This is a genomic window from Pseudomonas morbosilactucae, assembly GCF_023241715.1.
Classification (GTDB): domain Bacteria; phylum Pseudomonadota; class Gammaproteobacteria; order Pseudomonadales; family Pseudomonadaceae; genus Aquipseudomonas; species Aquipseudomonas morbosilactucae.
In genome coordinates, this window is the sequence record NZ_JALQCW010000065.1 from 19,969 (window position 1) to 37,230 (window position 17,262).

The 17,262-nt window shown below is 62.7% G+C and carries 11 protein-coding genes and 4 pseudogenes; 12 read left to right on the plus strand and 3 right to left on the minus strand.

Annotation, left to right across the window (positions count from 1 at the left end):
- Positions 1–65: 65 nt before the first annotated feature.
- Complete coding sequence (locus M1B34_RS34140) at positions 66–830, minus strand: methyl-accepting chemotaxis protein (RefSeq protein WP_425273535.1); 765 nt, start codon at positions 828–830, stop codon at positions 66–68.
- Between the two features lie 93 nt (positions 831–923).
- Positions 924–1,958 (minus strand): annotated as a pseudogene (locus M1B34_RS34145) (HAMP domain-containing protein); the annotation flags it as partial.
- 280 nt (positions 1,959–2,238) lie between these two features.
- On the opposite strand from M1B34_RS34145, the gene M1B34_RS22635 reads away from it, so the two are divergent.
- Entirely contained in the window at positions 2,239–2,493 is a 255-nt protein-coding gene (locus M1B34_RS22635) for a hypothetical protein (protein WP_011058771.1), read from the plus strand.
- 31 nt (positions 2,494–2,524) lie between these two features.
- Positions 2,525–3,094 (plus strand): lipocalin family protein, encoded by a 570-nt coding sequence (locus tag M1B34_RS22640; RefSeq protein WP_123329259.1) that lies wholly within the window; start codon positions 2,525–2,527, stop codon positions 3,092–3,094.
- Positions 3,095–3,140: 46 nt separating this feature from the next.
- On the opposite strand, the gene M1B34_RS22645 is transcribed toward M1B34_RS22640, so the two are convergent.
- Entirely contained in the window at positions 3,141–4,505 is a 1,365-nt protein-coding gene (locus M1B34_RS22645; protein ID WP_268262927.1) for a formimidoylglutamate deiminase, read from the minus strand.
- Positions 4,506–4,695: 190 nt separating this feature from the next.
- On the opposite strand from M1B34_RS22645, the gene hutC reads away from it, so the two are divergent.
- The 10 genes and pseudogenes from hutC to M1B34_RS22695 all read left to right on the plus strand — a co-directional run bounded on the left by hutC (position 4,696) and on the right by M1B34_RS22695 (position 17,260).
- Positions 4,696–5,364, plus strand: a complete 669-nt coding sequence (hutC, locus tag M1B34_RS22650; protein WP_259740352.1) for a histidine utilization repressor — start codon at positions 4,696–4,698, stop codon at positions 5,362–5,364.
- Complete coding sequence (locus M1B34_RS22655) at positions 5,361–5,933, plus strand: HutD/Ves family protein (RefSeq protein WP_268266278.1); 573 nt, start codon at positions 5,361–5,363, stop codon at positions 5,931–5,933. Before hutC ends, M1B34_RS22655 begins: the two co-directional genes overlap by 4 nt.
- Before the next feature lie 485 nt (positions 5,934–6,418).
- A pseudogene (hutU, locus tag M1B34_RS22660) lies at positions 6,419–8,097 on the plus strand (urocanate hydratase).
- A 111-nt stretch (positions 8,098–8,208) separates the two neighbouring features.
- Positions 8,209–9,681 carry a purine-cytosine permease family protein gene (locus M1B34_RS22665; RefSeq protein WP_123329269.1) on the plus strand — a complete coding sequence of 491 codons (1,473 nt, stop codon included), beginning with the start codon at positions 8,209–8,211 and terminating at the stop codon, positions 9,679–9,681.
- Between the two features lie 68 nt (positions 9,682–9,749).
- Positions 9,750–10,715: an ABC transporter substrate-binding protein gene (locus M1B34_RS22670; RefSeq protein WP_268262930.1), complete on the plus strand. Its 966-nt coding sequence runs from the start codon at positions 9,750–9,752 to the stop codon at positions 10,713–10,715.
- A gap of 70 nt (positions 10,716–10,785) precedes the next feature.
- On the plus strand, positions 10,786–11,637 hold the full coding sequence (locus M1B34_RS22675) for an ABC transporter permease (RefSeq protein ID WP_123329273.1): 852 nt from the start codon (positions 10,786–10,788) through the stop codon (positions 11,635–11,637).
- Positions 11,634–12,464, plus strand: a complete 831-nt coding sequence (locus tag M1B34_RS22680) for a quaternary amine ABC transporter ATP-binding protein (RefSeq protein WP_123329275.1) — start codon at positions 11,634–11,636, stop codon at positions 12,462–12,464. Before M1B34_RS22675 ends, M1B34_RS22680 begins: the two co-directional genes overlap by 4 nt.
- A 69-nt stretch (positions 12,465–12,533) precedes the next feature.
- Positions 12,534–14,055 (plus strand): annotated as a pseudogene (locus M1B34_RS22685) (HAL/PAL/TAL family ammonia-lyase).
- 116 nt (positions 14,056–14,171) lie between these two features.
- Positions 14,172–15,710 (plus strand): histidine ammonia-lyase, encoded by a 1,539-nt coding sequence (gene hutH, locus M1B34_RS22690; protein WP_123329279.1) that lies wholly within the window; start codon positions 14,172–14,174, stop codon positions 15,708–15,710.
- A gap of 141 nt (positions 15,711–15,851) precedes the next feature.
- Positions 15,852–17,260 (plus strand): annotated as a pseudogene (locus tag M1B34_RS22695) (amino acid permease).
- The last annotated feature ends 2 nt before the right edge of the window (positions 17,261–17,262 follow it).

The window sequence follows — 17,262 nt, forward strand, 5'->3', positions numbered from 1 at the left end:
TGTTGCGGATTGTCGACAAACCGCTCCTACCCTTGTAGGAGCCGGCTTGCTGGCGATGCGGTGCCTTAGATGCGGAAGCTGCCCACCAGTTGCTTGAGGCGGGACGCTTGCTGCTCCAGGTCGGAGCAGGCGCGCAGGGTGGCCTGGAGGTTTTCCACGCCTTCCTGGTTGAGGGTGTTGATCTCGCTGATGTCGACGTTGATCGACTCCACCACGGCGGTCTGTTCTTCGGTGGCGGTGGCCACGGACTGGTTCATGCCGTCGATCTCGCCGATGCGCTGGGTCACGCTGAGCAGGCGCTCGCCGGCCTGGTTGGCGATGCCGACGCTGCTCTCGCTCTCGCGCTGGCTCTCGGTCATGGTGTTGACCGCCTCGCGTGCCCCCACTTGCAGCTCCTCGATCATCTTCTGCACTTGCTGCGCCGAGTCCTGGGTGCGGTGGGCGAGGTTGCGCACTTCATCGGCAACCACCGCAAACCCGCGTCCGGCTTCACCGGCCCGGGCGGCTTCGATGGCGGCGTTGAGGGCCAGCAGGTTGGTTTGCTGGGAGATGCTGGTGATGACTTCGAGAATCTGCCCGATGTTCACGGTGTTGCTGTTGAGGGTCTCGATGTTGCCGCAGGAGTCGCTGATCTTCGCCGACAGTTGATGCATGGCCGAGATGGTTTTATCCACCACTTGCTGGCCGTCTTCCGCCAGGCTGCGGGCGTCGCTGGAGTGCTGCGATGCCAGGGCCGCGTTCTGGGCGATTTCCTGGGCGGCGGCACCGAGTTGGTTGATGGCTGCGGCCACGCTGTTGGTGCGCGAGGCTTGCTGGTCGGAGTTGAACATCGACGAGTTGGAGGCCGCCACCACCCGCAGCGCCACTTCGTTGACCTGGCCGGTGGCCGAGGACACTTCGCGGATCGAGCCGTGGATGCGTTCGACGAAACGGTTGAAGGACTGGCCCAGGGCGCCGAATTCATCGTTGCCATGGATGGTCAGGCGCTTGGTCAGGTCGCCTTCGCCTTCGGCGATGTCATGCATGGCGCGGCCCATCACGTGCAGCGGCTGCATCAGCATGCGGATCAGCATCCCCAGCAGGCTGATGATGATCACCACGGCAATGGCCATGGCGATGATCGCCGAGGTGCGAAACTCGCTGAGCATGGCGAAGGCGGTGTCTTGTTCGAGCACCAGGGCCACGTACCAATTCGCCGAGGGCACGCCTTTGACCTGGGTGAAGGAGATGAACTGGGTCTTGCCGTTGACCGTGACTTCCTTCATCCCCGGGCTGACCTGCGGGGCGCCATCGGGATAGGCCTCGCTGAGGCTCTTGAGGATCAGCTTGCTCTCGGGGTGGATCAGGATCTTGCCGTCAGCGCTGACGATAAAGGCATGGCCGTGGCCGCCGAAGTTCAGCGAGTTGATGATGGCGCTGACGCTGGACAGGTCGATGTCGGCACCGGCGACGCCGATGAACTGGTTCTGGTGCTGCACCGGTGTGGCCACGGTGATCACCAGCTTGCCCGACGAGGCGGCGATGTAGGGTTCGGTGACAACGGTCTGGCCGGCGCCGGTAGCCGCCTTGAACCAGCCGCGGGCGCGCGGGTCGTAATCCGCCGGGCGGTTGCCGGCGGGTACCGAGAACATCACGCCGTCCTGGCCGCCGAAATAACTGAGCTGGAAATTGCCGGTGTAGGCGGGCAGGCCGACGCTGCGTTTCAGGCTGTCGGCGCCGTTGCCGTCCACGGCGATCTGCTGGGCCAGGGACTGCAACAGCTGCATGCGGCTTTCCAGCCAGGTCTGGATGTTGCTGGTGGTCAGGCTGCCCAGTTCCTGCATCGAGGATTCGGTGCTGCTGCGCAATGCCTGGCGCTGGCGGTAGTCGTTGAACAGGATGAAACAGGCAAATGCCACGGCGACCACAAGGGCGGCGGCAAGCAGGATCTTGTGGCTGAATTTCATGTTTCTGGTCATGGGGGGAAAACTACCGCGAGGGGGTCAACGAATATTGGCAATTTGCCATATGACGGGGTTTTACGCTGCATTTATGTCGACTTGCCAGCGCCAAAGATTAGTCAGTTTCGGGGAAAGCCGACGAAATGCTTTTTGCCGGGCAAAAGTGCCTGATTTATGGAGCAAATCTGCGAATTGGTCCGCAATAAATACCCGCTTCACTGGGGAACCAGAAGGGGGTTTTCTCTTCTAAGCTTCTGGTTGGCTGCCATGCCTTCCCCCGTCCGCCCAGGAGTTCACCATGTCGCTGCGTTCTCTCGCTCTGTTGTCGTTTTGCGTGCTGTTGGCTGCGTGCAGCAAGGTCAATCAGGAAAACTATTCCAAGCTTTCGGCAGGCATGCCCAAGGCCGAAGTTGAGCAACTGCTGGGCAAACCGACTGACTGTTCCGGCGCGCTGGGCATGTCCAGCTGCACCTGGGGTGACAAAAACAGCTTTATCAGCGTGCAGTACGCCGGTGACAAAGTGCTGATGTTTTCCGGGCAAGGCCTGAAGTAAACCGGGGCTGCGTGCCCACGGGAGAAAAATAATGATGCGTTTTGTATTCACCCTTCTGGTCGGCCTGATCTTGGCCGGATGCGCCACGTCCCGGGACGATTCGCTGGCGCCCAAGACCGTCAACCACGTCGACCTCAAGCGTTACCAAGGGACTTGGTACGAGTTGGCGCGGTTGCCGATGTACTTCCAGCGCAACTGTGCGCAATCCGAAGCCCGCTACACCTTGCTGCCCGAGGGCAATATCGCGGTGCTCAACCGCTGCCTGACGCCGGAGTGGCAATGGGAAGAGGCCCGGGGCACGGCCAAGCCCCAGGTGCCGGGCAAGACCGACAAGCTCTGGGTCGAGTTTGACAACTGGTTCTCTCGATTGCTGCCTGGCGTGGCCAAGGGCGATTACTGGGTGCTGTACGTCAGCGATGACTACAAGACGGCCATTGTCGGCAACCCGAACCGGCGCTACCTGTGGCTGCTGTCGCGTTCGCCGGAGGTCAGTGAGACGGTACGCGAGGATTTGCTGAGCAAGGCGCGTCAGCAGGGCTATGACACCACGCGGCTGATCTGGCGGGTGTCGGATTCGGCCATGGCCAAGACCTCGAAATAAACCGTTACCCGTAGCCGCCGGCAAGCCGGCGCCTACGGGCAGAGGTTCAGTTGAGGAGGTCGCGCAGCACCTGGGTGAAGGCTCGGCTGCTGTCCTCTTCTTGGGCATGGCGGCCCTCACGCACCACCCATTGCCCAGCCACCATCACATCGCGTACCTGGCGATCACCACCAGCGAACAGCCAGCGGTTGAGAATGCCATCGCCGTCGGCGGTGGCCAGGTACGGATCGTTGCCATCGAGCACCAGCCAGTCAGCCCGTTTGCCCACTTCAAGGGCACCGATCGGTTGCCCCAAGGCCTGGGCGCCGCCGTCCAGGGCCGCGTCGTACAGGGTGCGCCCCACCATCGGCTGATCGCTGCGGTACAGGCGGTTACGCCGCTGATCACGCAGGCGCTGGCCGTATTCCAGCCAACGCAGCTCCTCCACCACACTCAAGGACACATGGCTGTCGGAGCCGATCCCCAGGCGTCCGCCCTGGGCCAGGAAGTCCACGGCCGGGAAGATCCCGTCACCGAGGTTGGCTTCAGTGGTCAGGCACAAGCCGGCAATGGCCCGGCTCTTGGCCATAAGGCTGACTTCTTCCGGGTTGGCGTGGGTGGCGTGGACCAGGCACCAGCGCTGATCGACCTCGGTGTTTTCATACAGCCATTGCAGCGGGCGGCGGCCACTCCAGTTGAGGCAGTCATCGACTTCCTTTTGCTGTTCGGCAATGTGGATATGCACCGGGCACTGACTGTCGCTGGCGGCCAGGACGTCGCGGATCTGCTCCGGCGTCACCGCGCGCAGCGAGTGGAAACACAGGCCCAGGCGTTGCGCCGGTTGTTGCGCCAGCAGCGGCTGCAGCCGGGCGTGCAGGGCCAGGTAATGCTCGGTGCTGTTGATGAAACGCCGCTGGCCGTCGTTGGGTGCCTGGCCGCCAAACCCCGAATGGCTATAGAGGACTGGCAACAGGGTCAGGCCGATGCCGGCCGCGCTGGCCGCCTGGCTGATGCGTAGCGAGAGTTCGGCTGGGTCGCTGTAGGGGCTGCCGTTGTGGTCGTGGTGCACGTAGTGGAATTCCGCCACCGAGGTGTAACCGGCCTTGAGCATCTCGATGTACAACTGGCGGGCGATGATTTCCAACTGCTCGGGGCTGATCTTGCCCACCAGCCGGTACATCAGGTCGCGCCAGGTCCAGAAGCTGTCGTTGGGGTTGCCGGCCACTTCCGCCAGCCCGGCCATGGCCCGCTGAAAGGCGTGGGAGTGCAGGTTGGGCATGCCTGGCAACAGCGGGCCCTTGAGCCGTTCCGCGCCTTGCGCGCTGGCGTTGGCCTGGATGTGGGTCAGTTGGCCATCGGCGCCGACCTCAAGACGTACATCATTGGCCCATCCACTAGGCAGCAGCGCGCGTTCGGCAAAGAAGGCGGACATGGTTCAATTACCCCATCGTGTGTTTATTTGTATATACATATACAGACGTTTGCCTGCCCGGTAAACTCCGGCAAGCTAGCCACCTTCTACTTTCGAACAAGGATTCCCTGTGCCGACTCCGACTGCCAACTCACCGCTGGCCGCCCACCTGGGCGATAGTCCGGCGCCCTTGTACGCCCGCGTCAAACAAATGATCACGCAGCAGATCGAGAGCGGAAACTGGCCGCCCCATTACCGCGTGCCGTCGGAAAGTGAGCTGGTCAACCAGTTGGGTTTCAGCCGCATGACCATCAACCGCGCGCTGCGCGAGATGACCGCCGAAGGCATGCTGGTGCGCATGCAGGGCGTGGGCACCTTCGTCGCCGAACCCAAGAGCCAGTCGGCGCTGTTTGAAGTGCACAACATTGCCGACGAGATCGCGTCCCGCGGTCATCGCCACACGTGCAAGGTCATCACCCTGGGCGAAGAGGCTGCCGGCTCCGAGCGCGCCCTGGCCCTGGACATGCGTGAAGGGCAGCGGGTGTTCCATTCGTTGATCGTGCATTTCGAAAACGACATCCCGGTGCAGATCGAAGACCGCTTCGTCAACGCGCTGGTGGCGCCGGAGTACCTCAAGCAGGACTTCACCCTGCAAACCCCCTATGCCTACCTCAACCAGGTCGCGCCGCTGACCGAAGGCGAGCACGTGGTCGAGGCTATTCTCGCCGAGCCGGAAGAATGCCGGCTGTTGCAGATCGAGCGCGGCGAGCCGTGCCTGCTGATTCGCCGCCGCACCTGGTCCGGGCGCCAGCCAGTGACCGCCGCGCGCTTGATTCACCCCGGTTCCCGTCATCGTCTGGAAGGGCGTTTTCATAAATGAGCCAGTTGCACCTTTTACGCGCGGCCGATTACCCGCGCATGCCGTGGAAGAACGGCGGCGGTAGCACCGAAGAAATCACCCGCGACGCGGGCCAGGGCCTGGACGGTTTTGGCTGGCGCCTGTCGATTGCCGATATCGGCGAGTCCGGCGGGTTTTCGAGCTTTGCCGGATATGAGCGGATCATTACCGTGCTGCAAGGCGTGGGCATGACCCTGAACATCGACGGCCAGGATGCGCGGCCCTTGCTGCCGCTGGACCCCTTCGCCTTCAGTGGCGCCAGCCACGTCAGTTGCACCTTGCTCGACGGGCCGATTCGCGACTTCAACCTGATTTACGCCCCCGACCGTTACCGCGCCCGCTTGCAGTGGTTCGAGCGCGAGCAGCGCTTCTTTACCCAGGCCACCACAGTGCTGATCTTCAGCGCGGCGCCCCAGGTGCTGGTGGAGTTGGACAACGTTGCTACCCAGGAACTGGGGCAGCACGATTGTTTGAAGCTAGAAGGTAACGCCGGCGTGCTGGAAATCGCCGTCAGTGGCCTGTGCTGTGTGATTGAACTGAGCCACGCCTGAACCACGCCTGGCCCCGGCCTGATCCGGGGCCGCTGCCCTTGCCTGTATTCCCCCGCCCTTCTTGAAAACCCTTCCGGGCCTGACCTTTGACGCGTCGCGCGTCGACACCCCGCATTGCTTTTTAAATGGCGCTGACGGCTGTTTCCTGGGCGCACCAATTTGTTACCGAATGCCCCAGGCTGGCGCAAAACTCGCGCCAGGTAACGATCGTTGCCCCGTGCAAAAAAACCTCGTTAAAAAAATCCCTTCAGCCAAAGCCTTTATTTAGGCGGCTTCTAGCCATTTCCCCAGGTTTCTTCAGCGTCGATTTGGCGAGTTGGCCGCTTGATTGCATATGCTTGTATGTACAAGTAAATATGTGTGCGTAAGAGTCGACGCAATCCTCTTCGCACCGTGCCTGATTTGTTTGTCGCGCACAGGCTGCGCGCAAGCTTCCCCACCCACTGCCTGGGTGGGTCCGGACTGATCGCTGAGGAGTTTCTTTCGTGACCGAGAACACCAACACCAAGTACCGCAACGTTGAGATCCGCGCCGCCCGTGGCAACCAGCTCACGGCCAAGAGCTGGTTGACCGAAGCACCGCTGCGCATGTTGATGAACAACCTCGACCCGGAAGTCGCGGAAAACCCTAAAGAGCTGGTGGTGTATGGCGGTATCGGTCGCGCGGCGCGCAACTGGGAGTGCTACGACAAAATCGTCGAAAGCCTGACTAATCTGAACGACGACGAGACCCTGCTGGTGCAATCCGGCAAGCCGGTCGGCGTGTTCAAGACCCACAGCAACGCGCCACGCGTACTGATCGCCAACTCCAACCTGGTGCCGCACTGGGCCAGTTGGGAGCACTTCAACGAACTGGATGCCAAGGGCCTGGCCATGTACGGCCAGATGACGGCCGGCAGCTGGATCTACATCGGCAGCCAGGGCATCGTCCAGGGCACCTACGAAACCTTCGTCGAAGCCGGTCGCCAGCACTACGATTCCAACCTCAAGGGCCGTTGGGTCCTGACCGCCGGCCTGGGCGGCATGGGCGGCGCGCAACCGCTGGCCGCCACCCTGGCCGGTGCCTGCTCGCTGAACATCGAATGCCAGCAGGTCAGCATCGATTTCCGCCTCAACAGCCGTTATGTCGATGAGCAAGCCACCGACCTCGACGACGCCCTGGCGCGCATCGCCAAATACACCCAGGAAGGTAAGGCGATCTCCATCGCACTGCTGGGCAACGCGGCGGAAATCCTCCCGGAACTGGTCAAGCGCGGCGTGCGCCCGGACATGGTCACCGACCAGACCAGCGCCCACGACCCGCTCAACGGTTACCTGCCGGCCGGCTGGACCTGGGACGAATACCGCGCCCGCGCCAAGACCGAGCCCGCTGCCGTGGTCAAGGCCGCCAAGCAATCCATGGCCGTCCACGTCAAAGCGATGCTCGCCTTCCAGAAAATGGGTATTCCGACCTTCGACTACGGCAACAACATTCGCCAGATGGCTCAGGAAGAGGGCGTCGAGAATGCCTTCGATTTCCCGGGTTTCGTACCGGCCTATATCCGTCCACTGTTCTGTCGCGGCATCGGCCCGTTCCGCTGGGCGGCGCTTTCCGGTGACCCGCAAGACATCTACAAGACCGACGCCAAGGTCAAGGAGCTGATCCCGGACGACGCCCACCTGCACAACTGGCTGGACATGGCCCGTGAACGCATCAGCTTCCAGGGCCTGCCGGCGCGGATCTGCTGGGTTGGCCTGGGCTTGCGCGCCAAGCTGGGCCTGGCCTTCAACGAAATGGTGCGCAGCGGCGAGCTGTCGGCACCGATCGTTATCGGTCGCGACACCTGGACTCCGGCTCCGTGGCCAGCCCGAACCGTGAAACCGAGTCGATGCAGGACGGTTCCGATGCCGTTTCCGACTGGCCATTGCTCAACGCCTTGCTCAACACCGCCAGCGGCGCGACCTGGGTGTCCCTGCACCACGGTGGTGGCGTCGGCATGGGCTTCTCTCAGCATTCGGGGATGGTCATTGTCTGTGACGGTACTGATGAAGCGGCTGAGCGTATTGCCCGGGTACTGCACAACGACCCGGCCACCGGGGTGATGCGTCACGCCGATGCCGGCTACCAGATCGCTATCGACTGCGCCAAGGAAAAGGGCCTGAACCTGCCGATGATCACCGGCTGATACCGCTAGGGGCCGGCTTTCGCCAGGGTGGTGTGCTTGAGGGCGCCATCGTCGGGCAGTCGGCTCCTACTGGGTTTGTGTGCAAAACAATCCATCAGAGGTTGAACATAAATGGCTGCAAATGACGCACGTGCAAGCAACAAGCCGTTGATCGAAAGGCGTTCGATCGACTACATCCCGGAAGCGGAAAGACACGGTCGTCTATTGAGTCAGTTCACCCTGTGGCTGGGTGCCAACCTGCAAATCACCGCGATTGTCACCGGGGCCCTGGCCGTGGTGCTGGGCGGTGATGTGTTCTGGTCGTTGATCGGCTTGCTGATCGGGCAACTGCTCGGCGGCGGGGTGATGGCGTTGCATGCGGCGCAAGGGCCCAAGCTTGGCCTGCCGCAGATGATTTCCAGCCGCGTGCAGTTCGGTGTTTATGGTGCGGCTATCCCGATCGTGCTGGTGTGCTTGATGTACCTCGGTTTCACCGCCACCGGAACCGTACTTTCCGGTCAGGCCCTGGGCCAGTTGTTTGGCGTCAGCGACAGCGTCGGCATCCTGATCTTCGCCAGCGTCATCGTGCTGGTCACGGTGCTCGGGTATCGGGTGATTCACTTCATCGGCCGGGTCGCCAGCGTCATTGGGGTGATTGCCTTCGTTTACCTGTTCAGCCGCTTGATGGGCCAGGCGGATATCGGTGCATTGCTGAACATTCGCCACTTCAGTTGGAGCAGCTTCTTGCTCGCGGTGTCACTGGCGGCCTCCTGGCAGATCGCTTTCGGTCCGTACGTGGCGGACTATTCACGCTACCTGCCGAGCAGTATTTCTTCGGTGAAAACCTTTCTCGCTGCCGGTGCGGGTTCGGTGATCGGCGCCCAAGTGGCGATGATCCTCGGTGTGTTCGCCGCCGCAACGGCCAATGGGCAATTTGCCGGTCACGAAGTGGCCTACATCGTGGGTCTGGGCGGAACCGGTGCTACCGCTGCGTTGCTGTACTTCAGCATCGCGTTCGGCAAGGTCACCATTTCCACGCTGAACTCCTACGGCAGCTTCATGTGCATTGCGACCGTCATCAGCGGGTTCCGTGGGCACCTGCAGGTATCGCGCTTGCAGCGCCTGATATTCGTGCTGCTGATCGTCGGCACTGCGACGCTGATTGCGTTGCTCGGCCAGCACTCGTTCCTCGGCGCGTTCAAGTCTTTCATCCTGTTCCTGCTGGCGTTCTTCACGCCTTGGAGCGCAGTCAACCTGGTGGATTACTACTGCATCACCCGTGAGCGTTACGACGTACCGGCGCTGGCCGATCCGAACGGTCGCTATGGCCGTTGGAACGTTTTGGGTATCAGCGTCTATGTCTTCGGGGTGCTGGTGCAGCTGCCGTTTATCTCCACCAAGTTCTATACCGGCCCGCTGGTAGAGACCCTGGGGGGTGTGGATATCTCCTGGATCATCGGTCTGGTGATTCCCGCTGCCCTGTATTACGTGTGTGCAAAAAAATGGCACGGTTCCGTGCCCGATCACCTGATTCTGCCGGTCGAGCAGGACAGTGATGTTCAGCCTGAAACCCGCGGTGCCGGTCGCGCTGCGGCGCAGGCCTGATTGGACGTGGACAGGGCTGGATGCCTCTTGACTGCCGTAAGCCCATTCATGATTAGGAGCGTCACACAATGAGAATGCAAAAGACCCTGCTGACCACGTTGCTGTCCCTAGGCCTGGTGGCCGCATCCGGTGCCCAGGCTGCGGGTTGGTGCGAGTCGGGCAAGCCGGTGAAATTCGCCGGTTTGAATTGGGAAAGCGGCATGTTGCTGACGGATGTCCTGCAGTTCGTCCTGGAGAAGGGCTACGACTGCAAGACCGACAGCCTGCCGGGCAACTCCATCACCATGGAGAACGCCCTGAGCAGCAATGACATCCAGATTTTCGCCGAGGAGTGGGTGGGCCGTAGCGAGGTCTGGAACAAGGCCGAGAAGGCCGGCAAGGTGGTGGGCGTCGGCGCGCCGGTGGTGGGGGCCATCGAAGGCTGGTACGTGCCGCGCTATGTGATCGAAGGCGATGCCAAGCGCAAGCTGGAAGCCAAGGCCCCGGGGCTGAAAAACATTGCCGACCTGGGCCAGTATTCTGCGGTGTTCAAAGACCCGGAAGAGCCGAGCAAGGGGCGCTTCTATAACTGCCCGGCCGGCTGGACCTGCGAGCTGGACAACAGCGAGATGCTCAAGAGCTACGGCCTGGAAAGCAGCTACACCAACTTCCGTCCGGGCACCGGCCCGGCCTTGGATGCGGCGGTGCTGTCGAGCTACAAGCGTGGCGAGCCGATCCTTTTCTACTACTGGTCGCCAACCCCGCTGATGGGCCAGGTGGACCTGGTCAAGCTCGATGAAAAGCCTGGCGTGGACAAGAGCGTGAGCATCAAGGTCGGTCTGTCCAAGACCTTCCACGAACAGGCCCCGGAACTGGTGGCCGTGCTGGAGAAGGCCAACCTGCCGATCGACCTGCTCAACCAGAACCTGGCGCGCATGACCAAGGAGCGCATCGAGTCGCCGAAACTGGCGAAAATCTTCCTCAAGGAACACCCTGAAGTCTGGCACCCCTGGGTGAGTGAAGAGGCCGCCAAGAAAATCGACGCAGCCTTGTAGGCCGGATTTTTCCGGCGGTCCGCAAGGGCCGTCGGATGCGGCGCCACACCCCTTTGATCGAGAGCCTCCTATGTTTCCTGAAAGCTTCACCTTTTCCATCGCCGACTGGGTCAACGGCTGGGTCGACTCCCTGGTGACCAATTACGGCGACGTGTTCCGGCACATCTCCGACACCTTGTTGTGGGCCATCGTCAACCTCGAAGGGATGCTGCGCGCAGCGCCCTGGTGGCTGATGCTGGCGATCGTCGGTGTGGTGGCCTGGCACTCGACCCGCAAGCTGGTGACCACGGCGGTGATTGTCGGCTTGCTGTTCCTGGTGGGCGCGGTGGGGCTCTGGGACAAGCTGATGCAAACCCTGGCGCTGATGCTGGTGGCCACGCTGATTTCGGTGCTGATCGGCATTCCCCTGGGAATCCTCTCGGCCCGCAGCAACCGCCTGCGTTCGGTGCTGATGCCGTTGCTGGACATCATGCAGACCATGCCCAGCTTCGTGTACCTGATCCCGGTGCTGATGCTGTTCGGCCTGGGCAAGGTGCCGGCGATTTTTGCCACGGTGATCTACGCTGCGCCGCCGCTGATCCGCCTCACCGACCTGGGCATTCGCCAGGTGGACGGTGAAGTCATGGAAGCCATCAACGCCTTTGGCGCCAACCGCTGGCAGCAGCTGTTCGGTGTGCAACTGCCCTTGGCCCTGCCGAGCATCATGGCCGGGATCAACCAGACCACCATGATGGCCCTGTCGATGGTGGTGATCGCCTCGATGATCGGTGCCCGTGGCCTGGGCGAGGATGTACTGGTGGGGATTCAGACCCTCAACGTCGGGCGCGGCCTGGAAGCCGGGCTGGCGATCGTGATTCTGGCGGTGGTGATCGACCGCATTACCCAGGCCTACGGTCGGCCACGCCATGAGGTGAACAAATGAGCAACCCAGCCATCAGCAAGATCGAAGTCAAAAACGTATTCAAGATTTTCGGCAACCGTTCCGCCGAGGCGCTGGCGATGATTGGCCAGGGCAAGACAAAGGACCAGGTGCTGGCTGAAACCGGCTGTGTGGTCGGGGTCAACGACCTGTCCCTGAGCATCGGCACGGGCGAGATTTTCGTCATCATGGGCCTTTCCGGTTCCGGCAAGTCGACCCTGGTGCGCCACTTCAACCGCCTGATCGACCCCACCAGCGGCGCGATCCTGGTGGACGGCGAGGACATCCTGCAATACGACATGGAGGCCCTGCGCCAATTCCGCCGGCACAAGATCAGCATGGTGTTCCAGAGCTTCGGCCTGCTGCCCCATCGCAACGTCCAGGACAATGTGGCGTACGGCCTCAAGGTGCGTGGCGAGAGCAAAGAAGTCTGCGCCGAGCGGGCGCTGCACTGGATCAACACCGTGGGCCTCAAGGGCTACGAGAAGAAGTACCCGCACCAGCTGTCTGGCGGCATGCGCCAGCGGGTCGGCCTGGCCCGGGCCCTGGCGGCGGACACTGACATCATTCTGATGGACGAGGCCTTTAGTGCCCTGGACCCGCTGATCCGCGCCGAAATGCAGGACCAGTTGCTGGAGCTGCAGAAGACCCTGCACAAGACCATCGTGTTTATCACCCACGATCTGGATGAGGCCGTGCGCATCGGCAACCGCATCGCGATCCTCAAGGATGGCCGGCTGATCCAGGTCGGCACGCCGAAAGAGATCCTGCATTCGCCGGCGGATGAATACGTCGACCGTTTCGTCCAGCGCCGCGCTGCCACCGTGTAGGAGCCGGCTTGCCGGCGAAAGGTCCGGCAAAGCGGTACAGAACCCAAGGTTTGCATGAAGAGGTCCACGATGTCCCAGGCTGAAAAAATCGTCATCGCCAACGCCCCTCTGGGGTGGCAGGAGGTGGTCGCCGTTGCCCGTCATGGCGCACAGCTCGAGCTGTCGGCCGCGGCCTGGGCGCGGATCGACAACGCCCAGGCGATCGTCCAGCGCATCGTCGCCAGCGGCGAGCGCGCCTATGGCGTGAACACCGGCCTGGGTGCGCTGTGCAATGTGTCCCTGCAAGGCGAGCAACTCAGCCAACTGTCGCGCAACACCCTGCTCAGCCATGCCTGTGGCGTGGGCGCGCCCCTGGCTGACGAACAAACCCGGGCGATCCTCTGCGCCGCCATCCTCAATTACAGCCACGGCAAGTCCGGCATCCATCGGCAGGTGGTCGCGGCCCTGCTGGCCTTGCTCAATCGGGGCATCACCCCGCAAGTGCCGTCTCAGGGCTCGGTGGGTTACCTGACTCACATGGCCCACATCAGCATCTGCTTGCTGGGGGTGGGGCAGGTGAGTTACCGCGGGCAAGTGGTCAGCGCCGCCCAGGCCCTGGCCGAAGAGGGGCTGGAGCCTGTGCAACTGGGGGCCAAGGACGGCCTGTGCCTGGTCAATGGTACGCCGTGCATGACCGGCCTCAGTTGCCTGGCCCTGGCCGACGCCCACCGCCTGCTGCAATGGGCCGACGTGATCGGTGCCATGAGTTTCGAGGCCCAGCGCGGGCAGATCGCGGCGTTTGATGCAGAGATCATCGCCCTCAAGCCGCACCCGGGCATGCAGCGCGTGGGCGATAACGTACGGGCGTTGCTGGCGGGCAGCGAAGTCATCGCCGCCAGCCTGGGGATTCGTACCCAGATGCTCTGAGCATCCGTTCCATTCCCCAGGTGCACGGCGCCGCCCGGGACCAATTGGCCCATGCCACGGCGCAGATCGAGACCGAGCTCAATGCCGCCACGGATAACCCGTTGCTGCTGGGTACGCCGGAGCGTTACCGGGTCATGTCCCAGGCCAACCCCCATGGCAGTCGGTGGCCCTGGCGGCAGACTTGCTGGCGATTGCCATGGCCGAGATCGGCTCGATTGCCGAGCGCCGCCTGGATCGCCTGATCAACCCTCACGTCAGCGGCTTGCCGGCGTTTTTGGTGAGCAACCCCGGGGTCAATTCCGGAATGATGATCGTGCAGTACGTGGCCGCCTCGTTGTGCGCGGAAAACCGCCAACTGGCACAGCCGGCAGTGCTCGACAATTACGTCACCTCCGGGTTGCAGGAGGACCATTTGAGCCTGGGCACCAATGCCGCCTTGAAGCTGTTGCGGGCCCTGGAGAACTGCACGCAGATCCTCGCCATCGAGTACCTGCTGGCGGCCCAGGCGTTCGAGTTTCTCAAGACCCAGCGCTTTGGCGCAGGCACCGACATCGCGTGGCGGCTGTTGCGCGAGCAGGTGCCGCCCTATGACCAGGACCGCTGGCTGGCGCCAGACATCGCCTGTGCGGCCGCGTTGCTCAAAGACCCGGCTGCGCTGCAGCGGGCATTACCCCATGTGCACTGAATAGAACCCGACCATCGCCAGCGTGCCAAGGCGCCACAGCTCAAAAAAGCCTGTGGCGACGGATAACGGAAGCTTCCGGAGCGACTGGCAGTTATTACAAAACTCTCAAAAGGAGCATGAATGTGACTGCGCTTAACCTGATTCCCGGCCAACTGACCCTGGCCCAACTGCGTGCCATCTACCAGCAGCCGACCCGCCTGACCCTGGACGACAGCGCCTCGGCGCAAATCGATGCCAGCGTCGCCTGCGTCGAGCAGATCCTGGCCGAGAATCGCACCGCCTATGGCATCAACACCGGTTTTGGCTTGCTGGCCTCGACCCGGATTGCCAGTGACGACCTGGAAAACCTCCAGCGTTCCCTGGTGCTGTCCCACGCCGCCGGTGTCGGGCAGCCCCTCAGCGACGACCTGGTGCGCTTGATCATGGTACTCAAGGTCAACAGCCTGAGCCGTGGTTTTTCCGGGATCCGCCGCGTGGTGATCGACGCCTTGCTGGCGCTGATCAACGCCGAGGTTTACCCGCACATTCCGCTCAAGGGGTCGGTGGGCGCGTCCGGCGACCTGGCGCCGCTGGCCCACATGTCCCTGGTGCTGCTGGGGGAGGGCAAGGCCCGCTACAAAGGTGAGTGGCTGGACGCCACCGCCGCGCTGGAAGTGGCCGGCCTGAAGCCGCTGACCCTGGCGGCCAAGGAAGGCCTGGCGCTGCTCAACGGCACCCAAGTGTCCACGGCGTTCGCTTTGCGCGGCCTGTTTGAAGGTGAAGACCTGTTCGCCGGCGCCCTGGTGTGCGGCGGCCTGACCGTGGAAGCGGTGCTGGGCTCGCGCTCGCCGTTCGACGCGCGGATCCATGCCGCTCGCGGCCAGCGCGGGCAGATCGATTCGGCTGCGGCCTATCGCGACCTGCTCGGCGACAGCAGCCAGGTGTCCCAGTCGCACCAGAACTGCGACAAGGTCCAAGACCCGTACTCCCTGCGTTGCCAGCCGCAAGTGATGGGTGCCTGCCTGACCCAATTCCGCCAGGCCGCTGAAGTGCTGGTGGTCGAAGCCAACGCCGTGTCGGATAACCCGCTGGTGTTCGCGGCCGAAGGCGATGTGATTTCCGGTGGCAACTTCCACGCCGAACCGGTGGCCATGGCGGCGGACAACATGGCCCTGGCCATTGCCGAGATCGGTTCCCTGAGCGAGCGCCGCATCTCCCTGATGATGGACAAGCACATGTCCCAGTTGCCGCCGTTCCTGGTGGGCAATGGTGGGGTGAACTCGGGCTTCATGATTGCCCAGGTCACCGCGGCGGCACTGGCCAGCGAGAACAAGGCGCTGTCCCATCCCCATTCGGTGGACAGCATCCCGACCTCCGCCAACCAGGAAGACCACGTGTCCATGGCCCCGGCTGCCGGCAAACGCCTGTGGGACATGGCCGAAAACACCCGTGGCGTACTGGCGGTGGAATGGCTGGCGGCGTGCCAGGGCCTGGACCTGCGCGAAGGCCTGAAGACCTCCACCAAGCTGGAACAGGCCCGCAGCATCCTGCGTGAGCAGGTGGCGTTCTATGAGAAGGACCGTTTCTTCGCGCCGGACATCAACGCCGCGAGCGAACTGCTGGCCAGCCGCTGCCTGAATGAATTGGTCCCGGCCAAGCTGCTGCCAAGCCTGTAACTGCACCACCCTCCTGTAGGAGCCGGCGTGCCGGCGATCCGCACAACGCGGTGTGCCCGCCACACCGCCATCGCCGGCAAGAGCTGGGTGCCCAGCCGGCTCCTACACGTTTCTCGGGATAACAATAAATAAGGAAGAGAAATGCACCAGCAAGAGAAGGGTTTGAAACGCGGGCTGTCTGCCCGACATATTCGCTTTATGGCACTGGGGTCGGCGATCGGCACCGGGCTGTTCTACGGTTCTGCCTCGGCCATCCAAATGGCGGCCCGGCGGTGCTCCTGGCCTACTTGATCGGTGGCGCCGCGGTGTTCATGGTGATGCGCGCCCTTGGCGAAATGGCCGTGCACAACCCGGTGTCCGGCTCGTTCGGTCAGTACGCCAGCACCTACCTGGGGCCCATGGCCGGCTTTATCCTCGGCTGGACCTACGCCTTTGAAATGATCATCGTCTGCCTGGCCGACGTCACCGCCTTCGGCATCTACATGGGGTTCTGGTTTCCCGAGGTGGCCCGCTGGGTCTGGGTGCTGGGCATTGTCTTTCTGATCGGCGGCCTGAACCTGTGCAACGTCAAAGTCTTTGGCGAAATGGAGTTCTGGCTGTCGTTGCTCAAGGTCGGCGCCATCGTCGCGATGATCCTCGGCGGCTTCGGCATCATGCTGTTCGGCATTCATTCGGCGGGCGAGACTCAGGCTGGCGGCCTGAGCAACCTGTGGGCCCACGGCGGCTTCATGCCCAACGGCATCGGCGGTCTGATTGCCTCCCTGGCGGTGGTGATGTTCGCCTTTGGTGGCATCGAAATCATCGGCATCACCGCCGGTGAAGCCAAGGACCCACAGCGGGTCATCCCCAAGGCGATCAACGCCGTGCCGCTGCGCATCCTGTTGTTCTACGTGCTGACGCTGTTTGTGCTGATGGCCATCTACCCGTGGCCGCAGATCGGCAGCCAGGGCAGCCCGTTCGTGCAGATATTCAACAACCTGGGCATCGGCTCGGCGGCGACCATCCTCAATATCGTGGTGATCTCGGCGGCGGTCTCGGCCATCAACAGCGACATCTTCGGTGCCGGCCGCATGATGTACGGCCTGGCCCAGCAAGGGCAGGCGCCCAAAGGGTTTGCCCAGTTGTCGAAACAGGGCGTGCCGTGGATGACCGTGGTGGTGATGGGCGCGGCTTTGTTGGGTGGCGTGCTGCTCAACTACCTGATTCCGGAAAACGTGTTCCTGCTGATTGCCTCGATTGCCACCTTCGCCACGGTCTGGGTGTGGCTGATGATTCTGTTCACTCAGGTGGCCATGCGTCGCTCGATGAGCAAGGAGCAAGTCGCCGAGCTGAAATTCCCGGTACCGTTCTGGCCCTATGCGCCAGCGGCGGCCATCGTGTTCATGCTGTTTGTATTTGGCGTGCTGGGTTATTTCCCCGACACCCAGGCCGCCCTGATTGTCGGCGCCGTGTGGATCGTGCTGCTGGTGATTGCCTATCTGCTGTGGGTCAAGCCTGCAGCCGGGCAAGCCGCCAGGGTTCACCGCGACCCGGCTTTGTCTCACCGTTAACT